The organism is Pseudooceanicola spongiae, assembly GCF_014899185.1.
Lineage (GTDB): Bacteria > Pseudomonadota > Alphaproteobacteria > Rhodobacterales > Rhodobacteraceae > Pseudooceanicola > Pseudooceanicola spongiae.
Window position 1 is genome coordinate 3338051 of the sequence record NZ_CP045201.1, and the last position, 15796, is coordinate 3353846.

The window sequence follows — 15796 nt, forward strand, 5'->3', positions numbered from 1 at the left end:
TGAGGGATGGGGCAACCCGTTTCTTAACACACTGAAATGACAGATTTCCGATGTCGGTATCCTGTCGGTATCCCATCAGTATCGGGGCGGTGCACATCACCGGCCCGGTCGACGCGGGAAAAGGTTAAAAGTAAGCATTGCTGACCTGAAATTGGGGCGTGAGATGACACAAGCAGAGGCGAACAGGATCGACGGGCAGTGCCTGTGCGGTGCTGTGCATCTGCAGCTGTCCGATCACCGCCCCGAGATCGGCATCTGCCATTGCATGATGTGCCGGCGCTGGTCCGGTGGCGCTTACGTCTTTTTTACGGCCCCCGCCGATTCGGTTCGGATCAGCGGCGCGGTCACGACCTATCGCTCGTCGCCATTTTCGCAGCGGGCGTTTTGCCCGACCTGCGGCAGCGGCATCTACCTGCGCGATGACGAGTCGGATGAATACGAGCTTTGCGCGGGATTGTTTGACCACGCGCGGAAATTTGCGGCGATCAGCGAAGCCTATGTTGATCAACGTCTGGAGGCCCTGACGCTTCAGGGTGACCACAAGCGGGTGACCGCAGCAGAATATGAAGAGAAATTTCCTTTCGTCCCTTCGGCAGACCTGCCGGACGGACGCGCCTGATGCAGGGAGACAGCCATGACGACCTATGATGATAACTGGGCCGCAGCCGAGCAAGCCAAACGCACCTTCATGGAGGAGAATTCTCTGTTCCGCGAAGAGCACGAGCATGCCTCCTGTGGTGTCGGCCTTGTGGTGTCCATCGACGGCAAGCCATCGCGCAAGGTGGTCGAATCGGGGATCATGGCGCTGAAGGCGATCTGGCACCGTGGTGCGGTCGATGCCGATGGCAAGACGGGCGACGGCGCGGGCATTCACGTCCAGATCCCGGTGCCCTTCTTCTACGACCAGATCCGCCGCACTGGCCACGAGCCGCGCACGGATGAGCTGATGGCTGTTGGTCAGGTGTTTCTGCCGCGCACCGATTTCAACGCGCAGGAAACCTGCCGGACCATCGTTGAATCCGAAGTGCTGCGGATGGGTTATTACATCTACGGCTGGCGCCATGTGCCGGTGGATATCGAATGCCTTGGCGAAAAGGCCAACTCGACCCGCCCCGAGATCGAACAGATCCTGATCTCCAACACCAAGGGTGTGGACGAGGAGACGTTCGAGCGTGAGCTCTACGTCATCCGCCGCCGGATCGAGAAAGCCTCGCAGGCGCGCGGCATCAACGGGCTGTATATCGCGTCGCTGTCCTGCCGGTCGATCATCTACAAGGGCATGATGCTGGCCGAACAGGTCGCAGTCTTCTACCCCGACCTGATGGATTCGCGGTTTGAAAGCGCCTTTGCGCTTTATCACCAGCGCTATTCCACCAACACTTTCCCGCAGTGGTGGCTGGCGCAGCCGTTCCGCATGTTGGCCCACAACGGCGAGATCAACACGCTCAAGGGCAACGTCAACTGGATGAAAAGCCACGAGATCCGCATGGCCTCGGGGACGTTTGGCGATCTGGCTGAGGATATCAAGCCGATCATCCCGCAGGGCGCGTCCGACTCGGCCGCTCTGGATGCGGTGTTCGAGGTGCTGGTGCGCGCGGGTCGTTCGGCCCCGATGGCCAAGACGATGCTGGTGCCCGAGAGCTGGTCCAAGCAGGCGATCGAGCTGCCGCAGGCCTGGCGCGACATGTATTCCTATTGCAACGGTGTGATGGAGCCCTGGGATGGCCCTGCCGCGCTGGCGATGACCGATGGCCGCTGGGCCTGCGTCGGCACCGACCGCAACGGGCTGCGTCCGATGCGCTATGTGGTGACGGGCGATGGTCTGCTGATCGCGGGCTCCGAGGCCGGTATGGTGCCGACGGACGAAGCGACGGTGCGCGAAAAAGGCGCGCTTGGGCCGGGGCAGTTGCTGGCCGTCGATACCAAGGAAGGCAAGCTCTACCACGACGTTGAGATCAAGGACCGTCTGGCCGCCAGCCAGCCCTTCGGTGAATGGGTCGGCAAGATCAACGAGCTGGACGAATCGCTGGAAGCGGTGATCGAAGAGCCGATGTTCGAGGGCGCCGAGCTGCGCAAACGCCAGATCGCCGCGGGCTATACCATCGAGGAGCTGGAAAGCGTTCTGGCGCCGATGGCCGAGGATTCGAAAGAGAACATCGTCTCGATGGGCGATGACACGCCCTCTGCCGTGCTGTCGAACAAGTACCGTCCGCTGAGCCACTTCTTCCGCCAGAACTTCAGCCAGGTGACCAACCCGCCGATCGACAGCTTGCGCGAATTCCGCGTGATGAGCCTGAAGACGCGGTTCGGGAACCTCAAGAATGTGCTGGACGAGTCGAGCGCGCAGACCGAAATCCTCGTGCTCGACAGCCCCTTCGTGGCCAACGCGCAGTTCGAGGAGCTCAAGACCCACTTCAATGCCGAGATGGTCGAGATCGACTGTACCTTCCCGGTGGGCGGTGATCACGACGCGCTGCTGCACGGGCTGGCGCGGATCCGTGCCGAGGCCGAAGAGGCCGTGCGCTCGGGTGGTGGGCACATCGTGCTGACAGACCACATGCAGAACGCGGATCGCGTCGCGATGCCGATGATTCTGGCGACCAGCGCGGTGCACAGCTGGCTGACGCGCAAGGGTCTGCGGACGTTCTGCAGCCTCGGTGTGCGCTCGGCTGAGTGTATCGATCCGCATTACTTTGCGGTGCTGATCGGCTGCGGCGCGACCATCGTCAACGCCTACCTCGCCGAGGATTCGCTGGCCGACCGCATCAAGCGCGGGCTGCTGGACGGCACCCTGACCGAGAACATGCGCAACTACCGCGAAGCCATCGACCAGGGTCTGCTGAAGATCATGGCGAAGATGGGGATTTCGGTCGTGTCCTCCTATCGCGGCGGTCTGAATTTTGAAGCCGTGGGTCTGAGCCGCGCCATGGTCGCGGAATATTTCCCCGGCATGCTGAGCCGTATTTCCGGCATCGGCGTCAGCGGTGTGCAGAAAAAGGTCGAGGAAGTTCATGCGCTTGGCTGGCTGAAAGGCCAGGACGTGCTGCCCATCGGCGGTTTTTACAAATCCCGCAAGTCGGGCGAGACGCACGCCTGGGAAGCGCAGACGATGCATATGCTGCAGGCGGCGTGCAACCGGGGCTCCTATGAGATCTGGAAGCAGTTCAGCGCCCGGATGCAGGCAAACCCGCCGATCCACCTGCGCGACCTGCTGGCGATCAAGCCCATCGGCAACGCGATCCCGATCGAGGAAGTCGAGAGCATCACCTCGATCCGCAAACGCTTTGTGACGCCTGGCATGTCGCTTGGCGCGCTCGGGCCGGAGGCGCACAAGACGCTGAACGTCGCGATGAACCGCATCGGCGCGAAATCGGACAGCGGCGAGGGCGGCGAGGATCCGGCACACTTCGTGCCGGAGGCCAACGGCGACAACCCGTCCGCGAAGATCAAGCAGGTGGCCTCGGGGCGTTTCGGCGTTACGGCGGAATATCTGAACCAGTGCGAAGAGCTTGAGATCAAGGTTGCGCAGGGTGCCAAACCCGGCGAGGGCGGCCAGCTGCCGGGGATGAAAGTCACCGAGCTGATCGCGCGTCTGCGTCACTCGACCAAGGGCGTCACGCTGATTTCGCCGCCGCCGCACCACGATATCTATTCGATCGAGGATCTGGCGCAGCTGATCTATGACCTCAAGCAGATCAACCCGACGGTGAAGGTGACGGTCAAGCTCGTCAGCTCCTCCGGTGTCGGCACGATTGCGGCGGGTGTGGCCAAGGCCAAGGCGGACATCATCCTGATCTCGGGCCACAACGGCGGCACGGGCGCTTCGCCTGCGACCAGCATCAAGTTCGCTGGCCTGCCGTGGGAAATGGGTCTGACCGAGGCGCATCAGGTTCTGGCGATGAACAAGCTGCGCGACCGCGTGACGCTGCGCACCGATGGTGGGCTGCGCACGGGGCGTGACATCGTCATGGCCGCGATGATGGGCGCCGAGGAATACGGTATCGGCACCGCCGCGCTGATCGCCATGGGCTGCATCATGGTGCGTCAGTGCCAGTCCAACACCTGCCCCGTGGGCGTGTGTACGCAGGACGAATCCCTGCGTGCCAAGTTCACCGGGACGGCGGACAAGGTCGTGAACCTGATCACCTTCTATGCGCAGGAAGTGCGGGAAATCCTCGCCTCCATCGGTGCGCGGAGCCTTGATGACGTGATCGGCCGCGCCGATCTGCTGCATCAGGTCAGCCGTGGCGCCGAGCATCTGGATGACCTCGATCTCAACCCGCTGCTGATCACGGTCGATGGCGCGAAAGACATCGTCTACAACCGCCTGAAGCCGCGCAACCCGGTGCCCGACACGCTGGACGTGGAAATCGTGCGCGACGCCGCACGCTTCCTGAAGGACGGCGAGAAGATGCAGCTGTCCTACGCGGTGCAGAACACGCACCGCTCGGTCGGCACCCGCACGTCGAGCCATATCGTGCAGAAGTTCGGGATGCGGAACGCGCTGCAGCCCGACCACCTGACGGTGAAGCTGACAGGTTCTGCCGGTCAGTCGCTGGGGGCGTTCGGCGCGCCGGGCCTCAAGATCGAGGTCTCGGGCGAGGCGAACGACTATGTTGGCAAGGGGCTGTCCGGGGCAACCATCGTGGTGCGTCCCGCCATGGCCAGCCCGCTGGTCGCCAGCCAGAACACCATCATCGGCAATACGGTGCTGTATGGTGCGACGGATGGGTTCCTGTTCGCCTCGGGTCGTGCGGGCGAACGCTTTGCCGTGCGCAACTCCGGCGCCCGCGTGGTGATCGAGGGCTGTGGCTCCAACGGCTGTGAGTACATGACCGGCGGTGTTGCGGTGATCCTCGGCTCGATCGGGCCGAACTTCGGCGCGGGCATGACCGGCGGGATGGCGTACCTCTATGATCCCGAAGGCCGTGCGGCGGACATGATGAACATGGAGACGCTGGTGACCTGCCCGGTCACGGTGCCGCATTGGGTCGGCCAGCTGGAAGACCTGATCAAGCGCCACCTGGCCGAGACCGGCAGCCGCAAGGCGCAGGAGATCCTGCAGCATTGGGACATGGAGCTGGGCAATTTCGTTCAGGTCTGCCCGAAAGAGATGCTGAAGGTCATCCCCTATCCGCTGGTCGAAGAAGAACAGGCGATGCCCGCAGAGTGATCTGACGGCACAGCAAAGCACAGAGGGCGGCCCCAATGGGGTCGCCCTTTTCGTTTGCCGGATCCACTAGGTATAGATCGCCGTTTGGATATTTATCCACAGTTAGTCGTGACCCCGAGATATGCCGTCAATTACCCCTCGGACGCCGGCATAAACATGTGGATAAAGGTGAGGGTCATTTTGAACCTCATTATGGGGGGCAAAGGCTCTACCTCCCAATATATAGGGGTTTTGCATAGTTTTTGCCCCGTGATGGGCAGCGAAAGGCGCACCTTCAGCCTGTGAATGTCTTTTCTTTCCTGCTTTGCTGTCGGTCCTCTCTGGCCTATAGGTGTGCCGTGGCAAAACAGGCAAAACCCAAGAGAAAATCGCGCGCGAAAGCGTCTCGGCCTTCGGTCCGCAAGCTGGCGCTGCGGTGGGGGGTGCGGGGCGTGCTTGGCCTTGCGGCGGTGATGGTCGTGGTGATCGCGCTGCATTCCATCGTGCGGCCCTGGGCGGGCAGCTATATGGCCAGCGAACGCCACCGGCTCGGCAAGATCGACCGGACCTGGGTCCCCATGCGCGAGATTGCCCCTGTGATGGCGCGCTCGGCCGTCGCGGCGGAGGACAGCAATTTCTGCCTGCACTGGGGGTTCGACATGAATGCGATCCGTCATGCCATCGACGGCGGGGCGCGGCGCGGCGGCTCGACCATCAGTCAGCAGGTGGTCAAGAACGTCTATCTCTGGCACGGTCGCAACTATGTGCGCAAAGCGCTGGAGACGATGATCACGCCGGTGGTCGAACTGCTGTGGAGCAAGCGGCGCATCCTTGAGGTCTACCTGAACGTCGCCGAGTTCGACGAGGGCGTCTTTGGCATCGAGGCCGCGGCCTGGCATTACTTTGGTGTCGCGCCGAAGGATCTGAGCCCGGATCAGTCGGCCCGCCTCGCGGCGATCCTGCCGGCGCCGCAGGACCGGTCGGCCTCCAGACCCAGCGATTTTGTGCTGAGGCGGGCGGCGGCAATCCGCGACGGGGCGGCCACGATCCGCAAGGATGGCCGCGCCGCCTGTTTCGAGGATTGAAGTCTGCGCCCCTTGGGCGCATTCATCTGACAGTTTACGGAAGGTGATGATGATTACAGCTGAGCTCTACCATGTCCCCCTCTCGCCCTTCTGCCGCAAGGTGCGGTTGTCGCTCGCCGAAAAGAAGATCGAGTGCAAACTGATCGAAGAGCGCTATTGGGAGAAGGACACCGACTTTCTGCGCCGCAATCCGGCTGGCAAGGTGCCGGTGCTGAAGCTGAACGGCAAGGTTCTGGCAGAAAGTGCGGCGATCTGTGAATACCTCGAAGAGATCTATCCCGAGCCGTCGCTGATGCCCTCTGATCCGATGGAGCGCCACGAGGTGCGCCGTCTGGTGTTCTGGTTCGATGACAAGTTCCAGCACGAGGTGACCTCGAAACTGCTCTATGAGCGGGTCAACAAGAAGGTCACGGGGCAGGGTTTTCCCGACAGCAAGAACGTGCGCGCGGGGCTGAGTGCGATCAAGTTCCACCTCGATTACATGGCCTGGCTGCTGGAGCATCGCCGCTGGCTGGCCGGCGATCGCATGACGCTGGCGGATTTCGCCGCTGCCGCGCATCTGAGCTCGCTCGATTATATCAGTGACGTGGACTGGAACCGCTCGGGTGCCGTCAAGGACTGGTATGCCAAGGTGAAATCGCGCCCGGCCTTCCGCAATATCCTGATGGATCAGGTGCCGGGCTTTCTGCCGCCCGAGCATTATGCCGATCTGGATTTCTGAGGCGGCGCGCGTGAGGGGGCTGTCTGCCCCCTCTTGAGCCTGCGGCTCAATTCACCCCCGAGAGTATTCAGGCAAGAAGAAGGCGGCGGGATGGATCTGAAGCAGAAACTGGTGGCGCAGGCCGGGGCCGAGGGGTTTTCCGCGGCGCGGGTCTGTGGGCCTGGCGATGTGCCCGAGGTGGCCGGTCGGCTGGCGGCGTTTCTGGCGGCTGGGTATCACGGGCAGATGGGTTGGATGGAGGAGCGCAGTCATTGGCGGGGCGATCCGTCGGTGCTCTGGCCTGAGGCGCGGTCCGTGCTGATGCTGGCGGAGAATTATGGGCCTGAGAATGATCCGCGCGATGTGCTGGCGCTGCGCGACCGGGCCGCGATCTCGGTTTATGCGCAGAACCGCGATTATCATGATGTGGTGAAAAAGCGGCTGAAGCGGGTGGCGCGCTGGCTGGTGGCCGAGGCGCCGGGGGCCGAGGTGAAGGTTTTTGTCGATACCGCGCCGGTGCCGGAGAAGGCGCTGGGGCAGGCGGCGGGTCTGGGCTGGCAGGGCAAGCATACCAATCTGGTGTCGCGGGGCCTTGGCAGCTGGTTCTTCCTCGGGGCGATTTTCACCACGCTGGAGTTGGAGCGGGATGCGCCTGAGGTCGATCATTGTGGGGGGTGTCGGCGGTGTCTGGATGCCTGTCCAACCGCGGCGTTTCCCGCGCCTTATCAACTGGATGCGCGGCGCTGCATTTCCTACCTGACGATCGAGCACAAGGGCCCGGTGGCGGAGGATCTGCGCGCGCTGATGGGCAATCGGATCTATGGCTGCGATGATTGTCTGGCCGTCTGCCCTTGGAACAAGTTCGCGCAGCGCGCATCGGAGGTGAAGTATCACGCCCGGGACGATCTGCGCGCGCCTGCGCTGGCCGAGCTGGCTGTGCTGGACGATGCCGGGTTTCGGGCGCGCTTCAGCGGCTCGCCGATCAAGCGGATCGGGCGGGATCGCTTTGTGCGCAACGTCCTCTACGCCATCGGCAACAGTGCGCGGCCGGATTTGCAGGAGGTGGCGCAGGGGCTGGTCGAGGATGCGGATGCCACTGTCGCCGATGCGGCCCGCTGGGCGGTGATGCGGCTGCGCGCGGCGCCGGTGTAACGATCAGCGCTGCGGCCCCCCGAACGGATCGGAGGGCTTGTTGGTGATTTGGGGCAGAGGCCTCAGCGGCGGTCGTCGACCAGAAGCCAGTTGTCGCCATTGTTTTCGGAATAGACGCCGACCACGTCATTGGCTCTGTAGCCATCCCGGGCCAGGCGACGGATCAGCGGATCAACCTCGGCGATCTTGTCCTGAAGGGCGTTGATTTCGGCGCGGGCCTCGATCAGGCGACGATCCAGCGTGCCGGAGCGCAGTTTCCCCGAGCGTTGAAGCTGGCTGACGGTGATGTAGTCATAGGAGCTGAGCGTCACATAGCGCAGGTCAAAGGGCGTCGCCGCACTGGGGCGCATGTCCCTGCCGGTTGCGGCATTGGCGGTGCCGCTATTGCCGCTGGAGCTACCACCTGTGCCGCCACCGGAGCTACCACCTGTACTGCCGCCGGAACTGCCACCTGTGCCGCCGCCGGAACTGCCACCTGTACCGCCGCCGGAACTACCACCTGTACCGCCGCCGGAACTACCACCTGTACTGCCGCCGGAGCCGCCACCTGTACTGCCGCCCGTGCCGCCGCCGGAGCTGCCACCTGTGCCTCCGGAACTGCCGCCCGCGCTGCCGGAACTGCCGCCGATGCCGACATCTGCACTTGCGGAAATACCGCCTCCGCCGCCGCTGGAGCCGCCGCCGATCCCGACATCCGCGCCGACATTGGCGCCCGAACTGCCGCCCAGACTGACGTCGGCAGATACGCCGAGGCCTCTGTCACCGCCCAAGCCCACGTCGGCGGAAATGCCGAGCTGTGCCTGTGACGCCGATGGCACGAGAATGGCGAGGACAGCCAGCACGCTGAGAGTCTTGCGGGGGTGAGCTGGAGTCTGAGGTGTGTGAATGTGTTTCATTTTGGTTTCCTCCTCTTTCAATGCCACTCTTCCACGTCGTGCGGGTCGATCGGCCAGGTCCACGGACCTGCTGCAACGCCTTGGGCTGGGCACATGGTTTAGACACGTATGGGTTGATGAAAATGATCCATATCTTTTGAAAAAACATTTAATTATTTTGTCGGGAGACTGCTTAAGTTGGCGCAGTTATTTGTAAATGATATGAATCAAAGGAGAATATCTGCGCGAAACCGCGTGCCACGCCACCGGCAAAATCCGCCATTCTCGTTTCGACGCATACAATCTTTGCGGTATTAACCCAGCTAAATTCTCAGACGGATGAATCTCTGCTGGCGGTCCGTTGCCTCACCATTGCGCGACAGCTCTTTGCAAATGCGCGCACAAGGCCCACATTAAGCTCAAAGACACAGGAGGCGTTCATGTCCCAATATACCAAGAGTGAAGAGGCCATTGCCCGGCTGACTCCGGAGCAATTCCGCGTCACCCAGCAGAATGGCACCGAACGGCCCGGCACCGGGCCGCTGAACGGCAACAAGGCCAGCGGCATCTATGTTGATATCGTCTCGGGCGAGCCGCTGTTTGCCAGTGCCGCCAAATACGAGAGCGGCTGCGGCTGGCCCAGCTTCGTCAAGCCGATCGAGCCGGACAACGTGGTCGAGCTGCGCGATGACAGCCTCGGGATGACCCGGATCGAGGTCCGCTCCAAGCACGGCGACAGCCACCTTGGCCACGTCTTCCCGGATGGGCCGCGCGACAAGGGGGGCCTGCGCTATTGCATCAACTCGGCCTCGCTGCGCTTTGTTGCCAAAGAGGATATGGAGGCGGAAGGCTACGCTTCCTACATTGATCAGGTGGAGGAACTGGCATGACCGTTGCACAGGGCAATATCGAGCGCGCCGTCCTTGCGGGCGGCTGTTTCTGGGGCATGCAGGATCTGATCCGGCGCATGCCCGGCGTGCAGAGCACCCGCGTCGGCTATTCTGGCGGTGACGTGCCGAACGCGACCTATCGCAACCACGGCACCCATGCCGAGGCGATCGAGATCATGTTCGACCCCGAAACGCTCAGCTATCGCAAGATCCTGGAGTTCTTCTTTCAGATCCACGATCCCAGCACGCTGAACCGTCAGGGCAATGACCGTGGCATGTCCTACCGCTCGGCGATCTACTACGTCGACGAGGCGCAAAAGGCCGTGGCGGAGGAGACGATTGCCGATGTGAACGCCAGTGGCATCTGGCCCGGTCCCGTCGTGACCGAGGTCGAGCCGGTGGGTGATTTCTGGGAAGCCGAGCCTGAGCATCAGGATTATCTGGAGCGGATTCCGAACGGCTACACCTGCCACTTCGCCCGCCCCGACTGGGTTCTGCCCCGTCGCGCCGCCGCTGAGTGAGCACGGTCGAATGAGCAAGGTCGAGTGACCCTCAGACGGGTCGCAGACTGAAGGCGATGACCAGCACAAGGATCGCGGTGAGCCAGCTTGCCGCGATCCTGACCGAAAGGGGCCGCCACGCCGCGCCGCCCCGCAGCAGCGCTCCGGCCAGCGCCGATGGTGCGACCACGGCCAGCAGCGCCGCCCCCATCACCCCCGCGACAAACCCGACCGGCAGGCTGTCAAAGCCCTGACCGTGCAGCAGGCTTGATATGGCGAAGGTGATTGTCAGCGCGGCAACAGGTTGCGCGCTTTGCGTGGGCAATCGGGGCCCGGCCAGCGCCACCCCCGCCGCGACCAGCGTGCCGCACATCAGCGACAGCATGGCCAGCGCTTCGGGGGCGAAGGGCGCCAGCAGCACACCCGCGCCGAGACCCGCGAGGATGGCCAAAGCGCTGCGCCTGACCCCGCCGCAAAACCCCAGCCAGAGGCCGAGCGCGAGCAGCGGCAGCAGCGTCTCCGGGTAGACCCCCAGCGCCAAGGCCCCGGAGGTCAGCGCCTGCACCGGCGTCTCCATCGCGCCAAAGCCATGCGCCTGTGCGGCCATCGGCGCACAGGCCAGCAGCAGCGTCAGGCGCAGCGCGCGGATCAGGCGATCCCGGCGAGGTAGGCCCCGCCCATGGCCGCGATCAGCGCGCCGATGGTGCGCACCGCGATGCGCCCGCCCCGGCTGGAGGTCAGGAAACCGAAGCCGATGCCGATCAGGTGCAGCATCCCCGTCGCCAGCACGAAGCCGATGCCATAGGCCAGCGGATTGGCAGCCGAGGGCAGCTCGGTGCCATGGGCATGGCCGTGGAACACCGCGAAGATCCCGACGATCAGCCCCGCCACCCAGAGCGGCGCGCGCACCGCGAAGGCCACCAACAGGCCCAGCACGACGCCCGACAGCGCGATGCCCGTCTCAACGGCGGGCAGTGGCACCCCGAGGATGCCGAGCGCGCCGCCAAAGGCCATGACCATCGGAAAGACGATGGGCAGCGCCCAGATCGCAGGTGCACCAAGGAACGCCCCCCAGAGGCCGACCGCCACCATGGCAATGACGTGATCCCAGCCAAGGATCGGATGGGTGAAGCCACTGACGAACCCGCCCTCCGCCAGCCCGGTATGGGCCTGAGCTGCAACAGCACTCAGCGCGAAGGTCAGGGACAAAAGCAGGGTCGGCAGGGTGCGGCGCATCATGGATCCTCAGGTTTGAATTTCGCGCCAAACTGCCGTCCCGCCGCAGCGAGGTCAATGCGATTATGCGCCTTGAAATCCCATATGTTGTGTGTCGTTACGAAAACATCCCATCATGTGTGTCTCTGAGCGCCTTTTTCTGCACCTTCCCCATGGTGTTTCTGGGCAGTTCCGGCGCGAAGATGATCTCCTTGGGCTGCTTGAACTTGGCGAGGTTTTTCTCCAGCGCCGCGCGGATCGCGGTTTCAGTGGCGACTGGATTTGCCGCGCCCTCGGGCACGACAACGGCGACCACGGCCTCACCAAAGTCGGGATGCGGCACGCCGATCACGGCGCTTTCCACGACGCCGGGCAGGTCGTCGATCAGGCCCTCGATCTCTTTCGGATAGACGTTGAAGCCGCCGGTGATGATCAGATCCTTGGCCCGCCCGACGATGGTGACATAGCCCTCGGCGTCGCGGGTGGCGAGGTCGCCTGTCAGGAACCAGCCATCGGCGCTCAGCTCCTCCGCGGTCTTCTCGGGCATCTGCCAGTAGCCCTGAAACACGTTGGCGCCGCGCACCTGAATGGTGCCGATCTCTCCGTCCGGCACCTCCGCGCCGGCGTCGTCGATGATGCGCAGCTCAACCCCGGGCAGGGGCAAGCCGACGGTGCCGGGGCGGCGTTCTCGCACGTAAGGGTTCGAGGTCGACATGTTGGTTTCGGTCATGCCGTAGCGTTCCAGCACGGTATGGCCGGTGCGTTCCTGCCACTGGCGGTGGGTCTCGACCAGCATCGGCGCGGAGCCTGAGATGAACAGGCGCATGTTGGCGGCAAGCTCGCGCGTCAGGTCGGCCTCTTGCAGCAGACGGGTGTAGAAGGTCGGCACGCCCATCAGCGCCGTGGCGCGTGGCATCGCCCGCAGGATCGCGCGCGGATCAAAGCGCGGCAAAAAGACGGTCGAGGCCCCGGCCAGCAGCGCCACGTTGGTCGCCACGAACAGCCCGTGGGTGTGAAAGATCGGCAGGGCGTGAATCAGCACATCGTCGCGGGTGAAGCGCCAGTAATCACGCAGCATTTCCGAGTTCGAGGCGAGGTTACCATGGCTCAGCATCGCCCCTTTCGAGCGGCCCGTGGTGCCAGAGGTATAAAGGATCGCGGCCAGATCATCCTCGCCCCGCGCCACGGCGTCAAAGCTGGCGGTCCCGGGCAGGGACTGCATCAGGCTGCCGGAGCCATCCTCGGCCAGCGTCAGGGTTTGCGCGGGCGACAGGGGCGCGATCTCGGCCTCGCGCGCTGGATCGCAGACCACGATGCGCGGGGTGGCGTCGCTCAGGAAATAGGCGACCTCGGGGGCGGTGTAGGCGGTGTTGAGCGGTAAAAAGATGCCCCCCGCCATGACGGTGCCGAGGTAGAGGGCAATGGCCTCGGTGCTCTTGTCGACCTGCACCGCGACTCGGTCGCCGGGGGTCAGGCCCGCGTCGGTCAGGGCCGCGGCGATGCGCTCGGCCAGCTGGAACAGGCCGCCATAGGTGACACCGGCGCGGCCGGGGCGTTCGGCGAACAGGTGGTCGGGGGTCAGGGCGGCGTGGCGCGCCAATCGGGTCAGCAGGTGGTTCTGGTCGTACATGAATCCTCCGGTCGCAGGGCGTGGCCGCACAAGGCCCCGGCAGGGGCGGGCTTTCCGGGGTGATGTTTGTGCGCCTGCGCCGCGATTGCAAGCACGCCTGTGCAATTGACCTTCACCTGTGCGCGCGGGACTGTTACCCGAACGCGCGCAGCGGGCCCGCTGCGCGTTTGCCCGAAAGAAGAAAGACTGCCCATGCAACCCGTCAAAGGTATCGCCATCAAGATGGTCGCTGTGGTCTGTTTCATCCTGATGAATGCGCTGATCAAGGCCGTCTCGCCGCATATTCCGCCGGGGCAGGCGGTGTTCTTTCGTGGCTTGTTTGCGCTGCCGATCATCATCGGCTGGCTGGCGATGCGCGGAGACCTTGCGACCGGGCTGAAGGTGAAGGCACCGATGGCGCATGTCTGGCGCGGCTTCATCGGGACGACCGCGATGGGCTGCATGTTCGCCGGGCTGGCATTCCTGCCGCTGCCGGAGGTGACGGTTCTGGGCTATGCACAGCCGCTGCTGGTGGTGGTCTTTGCCGCGATGTTTCTGGACGAGAAGGTCGGCGTGTTCCGGCTGGCGGCGGTGGCGCTGGGGATGCTGGGCGTGATGATCGTGCTGGCCCCAAGGGTGACGGCGCTGAATGGCGGCACGGTGCAGGTGAGCGAGGCTGTCGGGGCGATGATCGTGCTGTTCGGAGCGACCTGTGGGGCGCTGGCGCAGGTGCATATCCGCAACATGGTGCGGGTCGAGCAGACCTCGGCCATCGTGTTCTGGTTTTCGGTCACCTCGACCGTGCTGGCGCTGGCGACGATCCCCTTCGGCTGGGTGATGCCGAGCGGTCGCGAGGTGGTCTACCTTGTGGCGGCGGGGCTGCTGGGGGGGACGGGACAGATCTTTCTGACCTCGTGCTACCGGTTTGCCGATGCCAGCGTGGTGGCACCGTTCGATTATGCCTCGATCCTGTTCGCGCTGGTGATCGGGTATTTCATCTTTGCCGAGGTGCCGAGCGGGCAGATGCTGCTCGGGGCGCTGATCATCGTCACCGCCGGGGTGATCATCATCCTGCGTGAGCGGCATCTGGGGCTGGAGCGCGCCAAGGCGCGGGCGTCGTGGACGCCTGAGGGGTAGGGGGCGCTTATAGGCGGCGCTGCCGCAAAAACAGGAAGAGGGGGCTCTGCCCCCGCCGCTCCTGTGGAGCGTCTCCCCCGAAGTATTTCGGGCAAGATGACAGGGAGGCGGTGGCGCTTAACGCTCCAGCAGGCGGGCCATCGTGTATTCGCTGGCGAGGATGGTGCGGCGGAAACGGCCCAGCGGGAAGCGGGGCGGTGGGGCGGCAAAGGCCTTTGGCAGCTCGTATCTTGGGGCTTGGTCCTGGGCGAGGTCGGCGAGGATCGTGCCGGTGTAGCTGGCCATGGCGACGCCGTTGCCGTGGTAGCCGAAGCCGGCAAAGGCGCCCTCCAGCCCCGGGATCGGGCCGCAGTAGGGGGTGAGCGAGGCCGTCAGGCAGACCATTCCGGACCAGTGGAACGGGGTTTCGACGTGTTTCCAGGCGGGGAAGGCGGCGTCGAAATCAGCGCGGACCTTGGCGGAGACGCGGGCTTCGTTCTGGGGCGAGGAGAGCAGGCCGCCACGCTGGCCGAAGACCATGCGGCCCTCGGGTGTCAGGTGGAAATAGTGCAGCAGGCGGCGGTCCTCATAGCTCATCTGGCGGGAGGTGAAGCCCTGGGCGGCCAGTTCATCCTCGCTCATCGGTCTGGTGGCGAGGACGGAGCTTTGGGCGGGCAGCACGCGGCCCTTGAGCCAGGGGATCAGGTTCTCCGCAGTGTAGCCATTGGTGGCGAAGATGACGCGATCCGCCTCGATCGTGGCGGTTGGCGTGGTGAGCGTGAAGGTCTGCCCGGACTTTTCGACCGAGAGCACCGGGCTTTGGCCGTGGATGCGTGCGCCTGCCGCTGTGGCGGCGCGCACGAGGCCAGCGAGGTATTTGCGCGGGTGCAGGGCGAAGCCGAGCGGGGTTTGCAGCGCGCCGTGCCATGTCGGGCCAGAGAGGCCATGGGTGGCGAGGTCGGCCTTTTCGATCAGGGTCGCGTCGGCGCCATAGTCTCGGGCGAAATCGGGGGCCTTTTTACGCAGGGCCTCCATCGCGCGCCGGGAATGGGCGAGGATCACCTCGCCTGAAGAGTGGCGGTCGACGTCGATGGCGTGGCGGGTCAGCAGGGCGTCGACATGGGCAATCGCGGCGGCCTCGGCGCGGCGGACCTGCGCCGGGCTGTCCGCGCCGAAGCGGCGCAGCATCAGATCCGTGGCGCGGTGCGAGCCGAGGCAGCAGAAGCCGCCGTTGCGCCCCGAAGCGCCGAAGCCCGGGAATTCAGCGTCGAGAAGGGTGACATCGACGCCCGCCTCGGCCAGCGCCAGCGTGGCGTTGAGGCCGGTGTAGCCCGCGCCGATCACCGCGACGCGGGTGCGCGAGGCACCGGAGGCGGGGGCATGTTCCAGCGCTTCGGCGGGGACGGCATCGGCCCAGTAGCAGGCCGCGATCACGTCGCGGGAATAGGTGTAGTCGGGGTAGAGGCGGCGGAGCTTGGGGGTATTCACGTCACAGGACTTTC

Annotated in this window: 13 protein-coding genes; 8 read left to right on the forward strand and 5 right to left on the reverse strand. The window is 64.4% G+C overall.

The window, feature by feature from the left end; translation table 11 throughout:
- The first annotated feature begins 163 nt into the window (after positions 1 to 163).
- The 5 genes from F3W81_RS15690 to queG all read left to right on the forward strand — a co-directional run bounded on the left by F3W81_RS15690 (position 164) and on the right by queG (position 8089).
- Positions 164 to 619, forward strand: a complete 456-nt coding sequence (locus F3W81_RS15690; RefSeq protein WP_193080103.1) for a GFA family protein — start codon at positions 164 to 166, stop codon at positions 617 to 619.
- Between the two features lie 15 nt (positions 620 to 634).
- Positions 635 to 5173 (forward strand): glutamate synthase large subunit, encoded by a 4539-nt coding sequence (gltB, locus tag F3W81_RS15695; RefSeq protein ID WP_193080104.1) that lies wholly within the window; start codon positions 635 to 637, stop codon positions 5171 to 5173.
- A 338-nt stretch (positions 5174 to 5511) separates the two neighbouring features.
- The gene (mtgA, locus tag F3W81_RS15700; protein WP_193080106.1) at positions 5512 to 6237 is read left to right on the forward strand and encodes a monofunctional biosynthetic peptidoglycan transglycosylase; all 726 of its coding nucleotides are present in this window, start codon (positions 5512 to 5514) and stop codon (positions 6235 to 6237) included.
- A gap of 49 nt (positions 6238 to 6286) precedes the next feature.
- Positions 6287 to 6958 carry an FtsZ-binding protein FzlA gene (fzlA, locus tag F3W81_RS15705; RefSeq protein WP_193080107.1) on the forward strand — a complete coding sequence of 224 codons (672 nt, stop codon included), beginning with the start codon at positions 6287 to 6289 and terminating at the stop codon, positions 6956 to 6958.
- A 90-nt stretch (positions 6959 to 7048) separates the two neighbouring features.
- Positions 7049 to 8089, forward strand: a complete 1041-nt coding sequence (gene queG / locus F3W81_RS15710; RefSeq protein WP_193080109.1) for a tRNA epoxyqueuosine(34) reductase QueG — start codon at positions 7049 to 7051, stop codon at positions 8087 to 8089.
- 62 nt (positions 8090 to 8151) lie between these two features.
- On the opposite strand, the gene F3W81_RS15715 is transcribed toward queG, so the two are convergent.
- Positions 8152 to 8985, reverse strand: a complete 834-nt coding sequence (locus F3W81_RS15715; protein ID WP_193080110.1) for a hypothetical protein — start codon at positions 8983 to 8985, stop codon at positions 8152 to 8154.
- Positions 8986 to 9404: 419 nt separating this feature from the next.
- On the opposite strand from F3W81_RS15715, the gene msrB reads away from it, so the two are divergent.
- Together msrB and msrA are read left to right on the forward strand one after the other, a co-directional pair.
- A complete protein-coding gene (msrB, locus tag F3W81_RS15720) occupies positions 9405 to 9854 on the forward strand; it encodes a peptide-methionine (R)-S-oxide reductase MsrB (protein ID WP_193080112.1) in 450 nt (149 codons plus the stop codon).
- Complete coding sequence (msrA, locus tag F3W81_RS15725) at positions 9851 to 10375, forward strand: peptide-methionine (S)-S-oxide reductase MsrA (protein ID WP_193080114.1); 525 nt, start codon at positions 9851 to 9853, stop codon at positions 10373 to 10375. Before msrB ends, msrA begins: the two co-directional genes overlap by 4 nt.
- Positions 10376 to 10406: 31 nt before the next feature.
- Here the strand turns inward: msrA and F3W81_RS15730 are convergent, their stop codons facing one another.
- The 3 genes from F3W81_RS15730 to F3W81_RS15740 all read right to left on the reverse strand — a co-directional run bounded on the left by F3W81_RS15730 (position 10407) and on the right by F3W81_RS15740 (position 13199).
- Positions 10407 to 10961 (reverse strand): hypothetical protein, encoded by a 555-nt coding sequence (locus F3W81_RS15730; RefSeq protein WP_193080115.1) that lies wholly within the window; start codon positions 10959 to 10961, stop codon positions 10407 to 10409.
- A 41-nt stretch (positions 10962 to 11002) separates the two neighbouring features.
- Entirely contained in the window at positions 11003 to 11593 is a 591-nt protein-coding gene (locus F3W81_RS15735) for a HupE/UreJ family protein (RefSeq protein ID WP_193080117.1), read from the reverse strand.
- 94 nt (positions 11594 to 11687) lie between these two features.
- Complete coding sequence (locus F3W81_RS15740) at positions 11688 to 13199, reverse strand: malonate--CoA ligase (RefSeq protein WP_193080119.1); 1512 nt, start codon at positions 13197 to 13199, stop codon at positions 11688 to 11690.
- A gap of 192 nt (positions 13200 to 13391) precedes the next feature.
- Here F3W81_RS15740 and F3W81_RS15745 point away from each other — a divergent pair, with 192 nt between their 5' ends.
- On the forward strand, positions 13392 to 14315 hold the full coding sequence (locus F3W81_RS15745) for a DMT family transporter (RefSeq protein WP_193080120.1): 924 nt from the start codon (positions 13392 to 13394) through the stop codon (positions 14313 to 14315).
- A 117-nt stretch (positions 14316 to 14432) separates the two neighbouring features.
- Here the strand turns inward: F3W81_RS15745 and F3W81_RS15750 are convergent, their stop codons facing one another.
- Positions 14433 to 15782, reverse strand: coding sequence for an NAD(P)/FAD-dependent oxidoreductase (locus F3W81_RS15750; RefSeq protein WP_193080122.1), 1350 nt, complete (start codon positions 15780 to 15782; stop codon positions 14433 to 14435).
- Positions 15783 to 15796 lie beyond the last annotated feature (14 nt).

Bases quoted from the DNA above. Each gene is read 5' to 3' on its own strand.
- F3W81_RS15735 (WP_193080117.1), bottom strand. From the start codon at position 11,593: ATGATGCGCCGCACCCTGCCGACCCTGCTTTTGTCCCTGACCTTCGCG.
- F3W81_RS15730 (WP_193080115.1), bottom strand. From the start codon at position 10,961: ATGGCCGCACAGGCGCATGGCTTTGGCGCGATGGAGACGCCGGTGCAG.
- fzlA (WP_193080107.1), top strand. From the start codon at position 6,287: ATGATTACAGCTGAGCTCTACCATGTCCCCCTCTCGCCCTTCTGCCGC.
- msrA (WP_193080114.1), top strand. From the start codon at position 9,851: ATGACCGTTGCACAGGGCAATATCGAGCGCGCCGTCCTTGCGGGCGGC.
- F3W81_RS15740 (WP_193080119.1), bottom strand. From the start codon at position 13,199: ATGTACGACCAGAACCACCTGCTGACCCGATTGGCGCGCCACGCCGCC.
- F3W81_RS15745 (WP_193080120.1), top strand. From the start codon at position 13,392: ATGCAACCCGTCAAAGGTATCGCCATCAAGATGGTCGCTGTGGTCTGT.
- msrB (WP_193080112.1), top strand. From the start codon at position 9,405: ATGTCCCAATATACCAAGAGTGAAGAGGCCATTGCCCGGCTGACTCCG.
- queG (WP_193080109.1), top strand. From the start codon at position 7,049: ATGGATCTGAAGCAGAAACTGGTGGCGCAGGCCGGGGCCGAGGGGTTT.
- F3W81_RS15690 (WP_193080103.1), top strand. From the start codon at position 164: ATGACACAAGCAGAGGCGAACAGGATCGACGGGCAGTGCCTGTGCGGT.
- F3W81_RS15715 (WP_193080110.1), bottom strand. From the start codon at position 8,985: ATGAAACACATTCACACACCTCAGACTCCAGCTCACCCCCGCAAGACT.
- gltB (WP_193080104.1), top strand. From the start codon at position 635: ATGACGACCTATGATGATAACTGGGCCGCAGCCGAGCAAGCCAAACGC.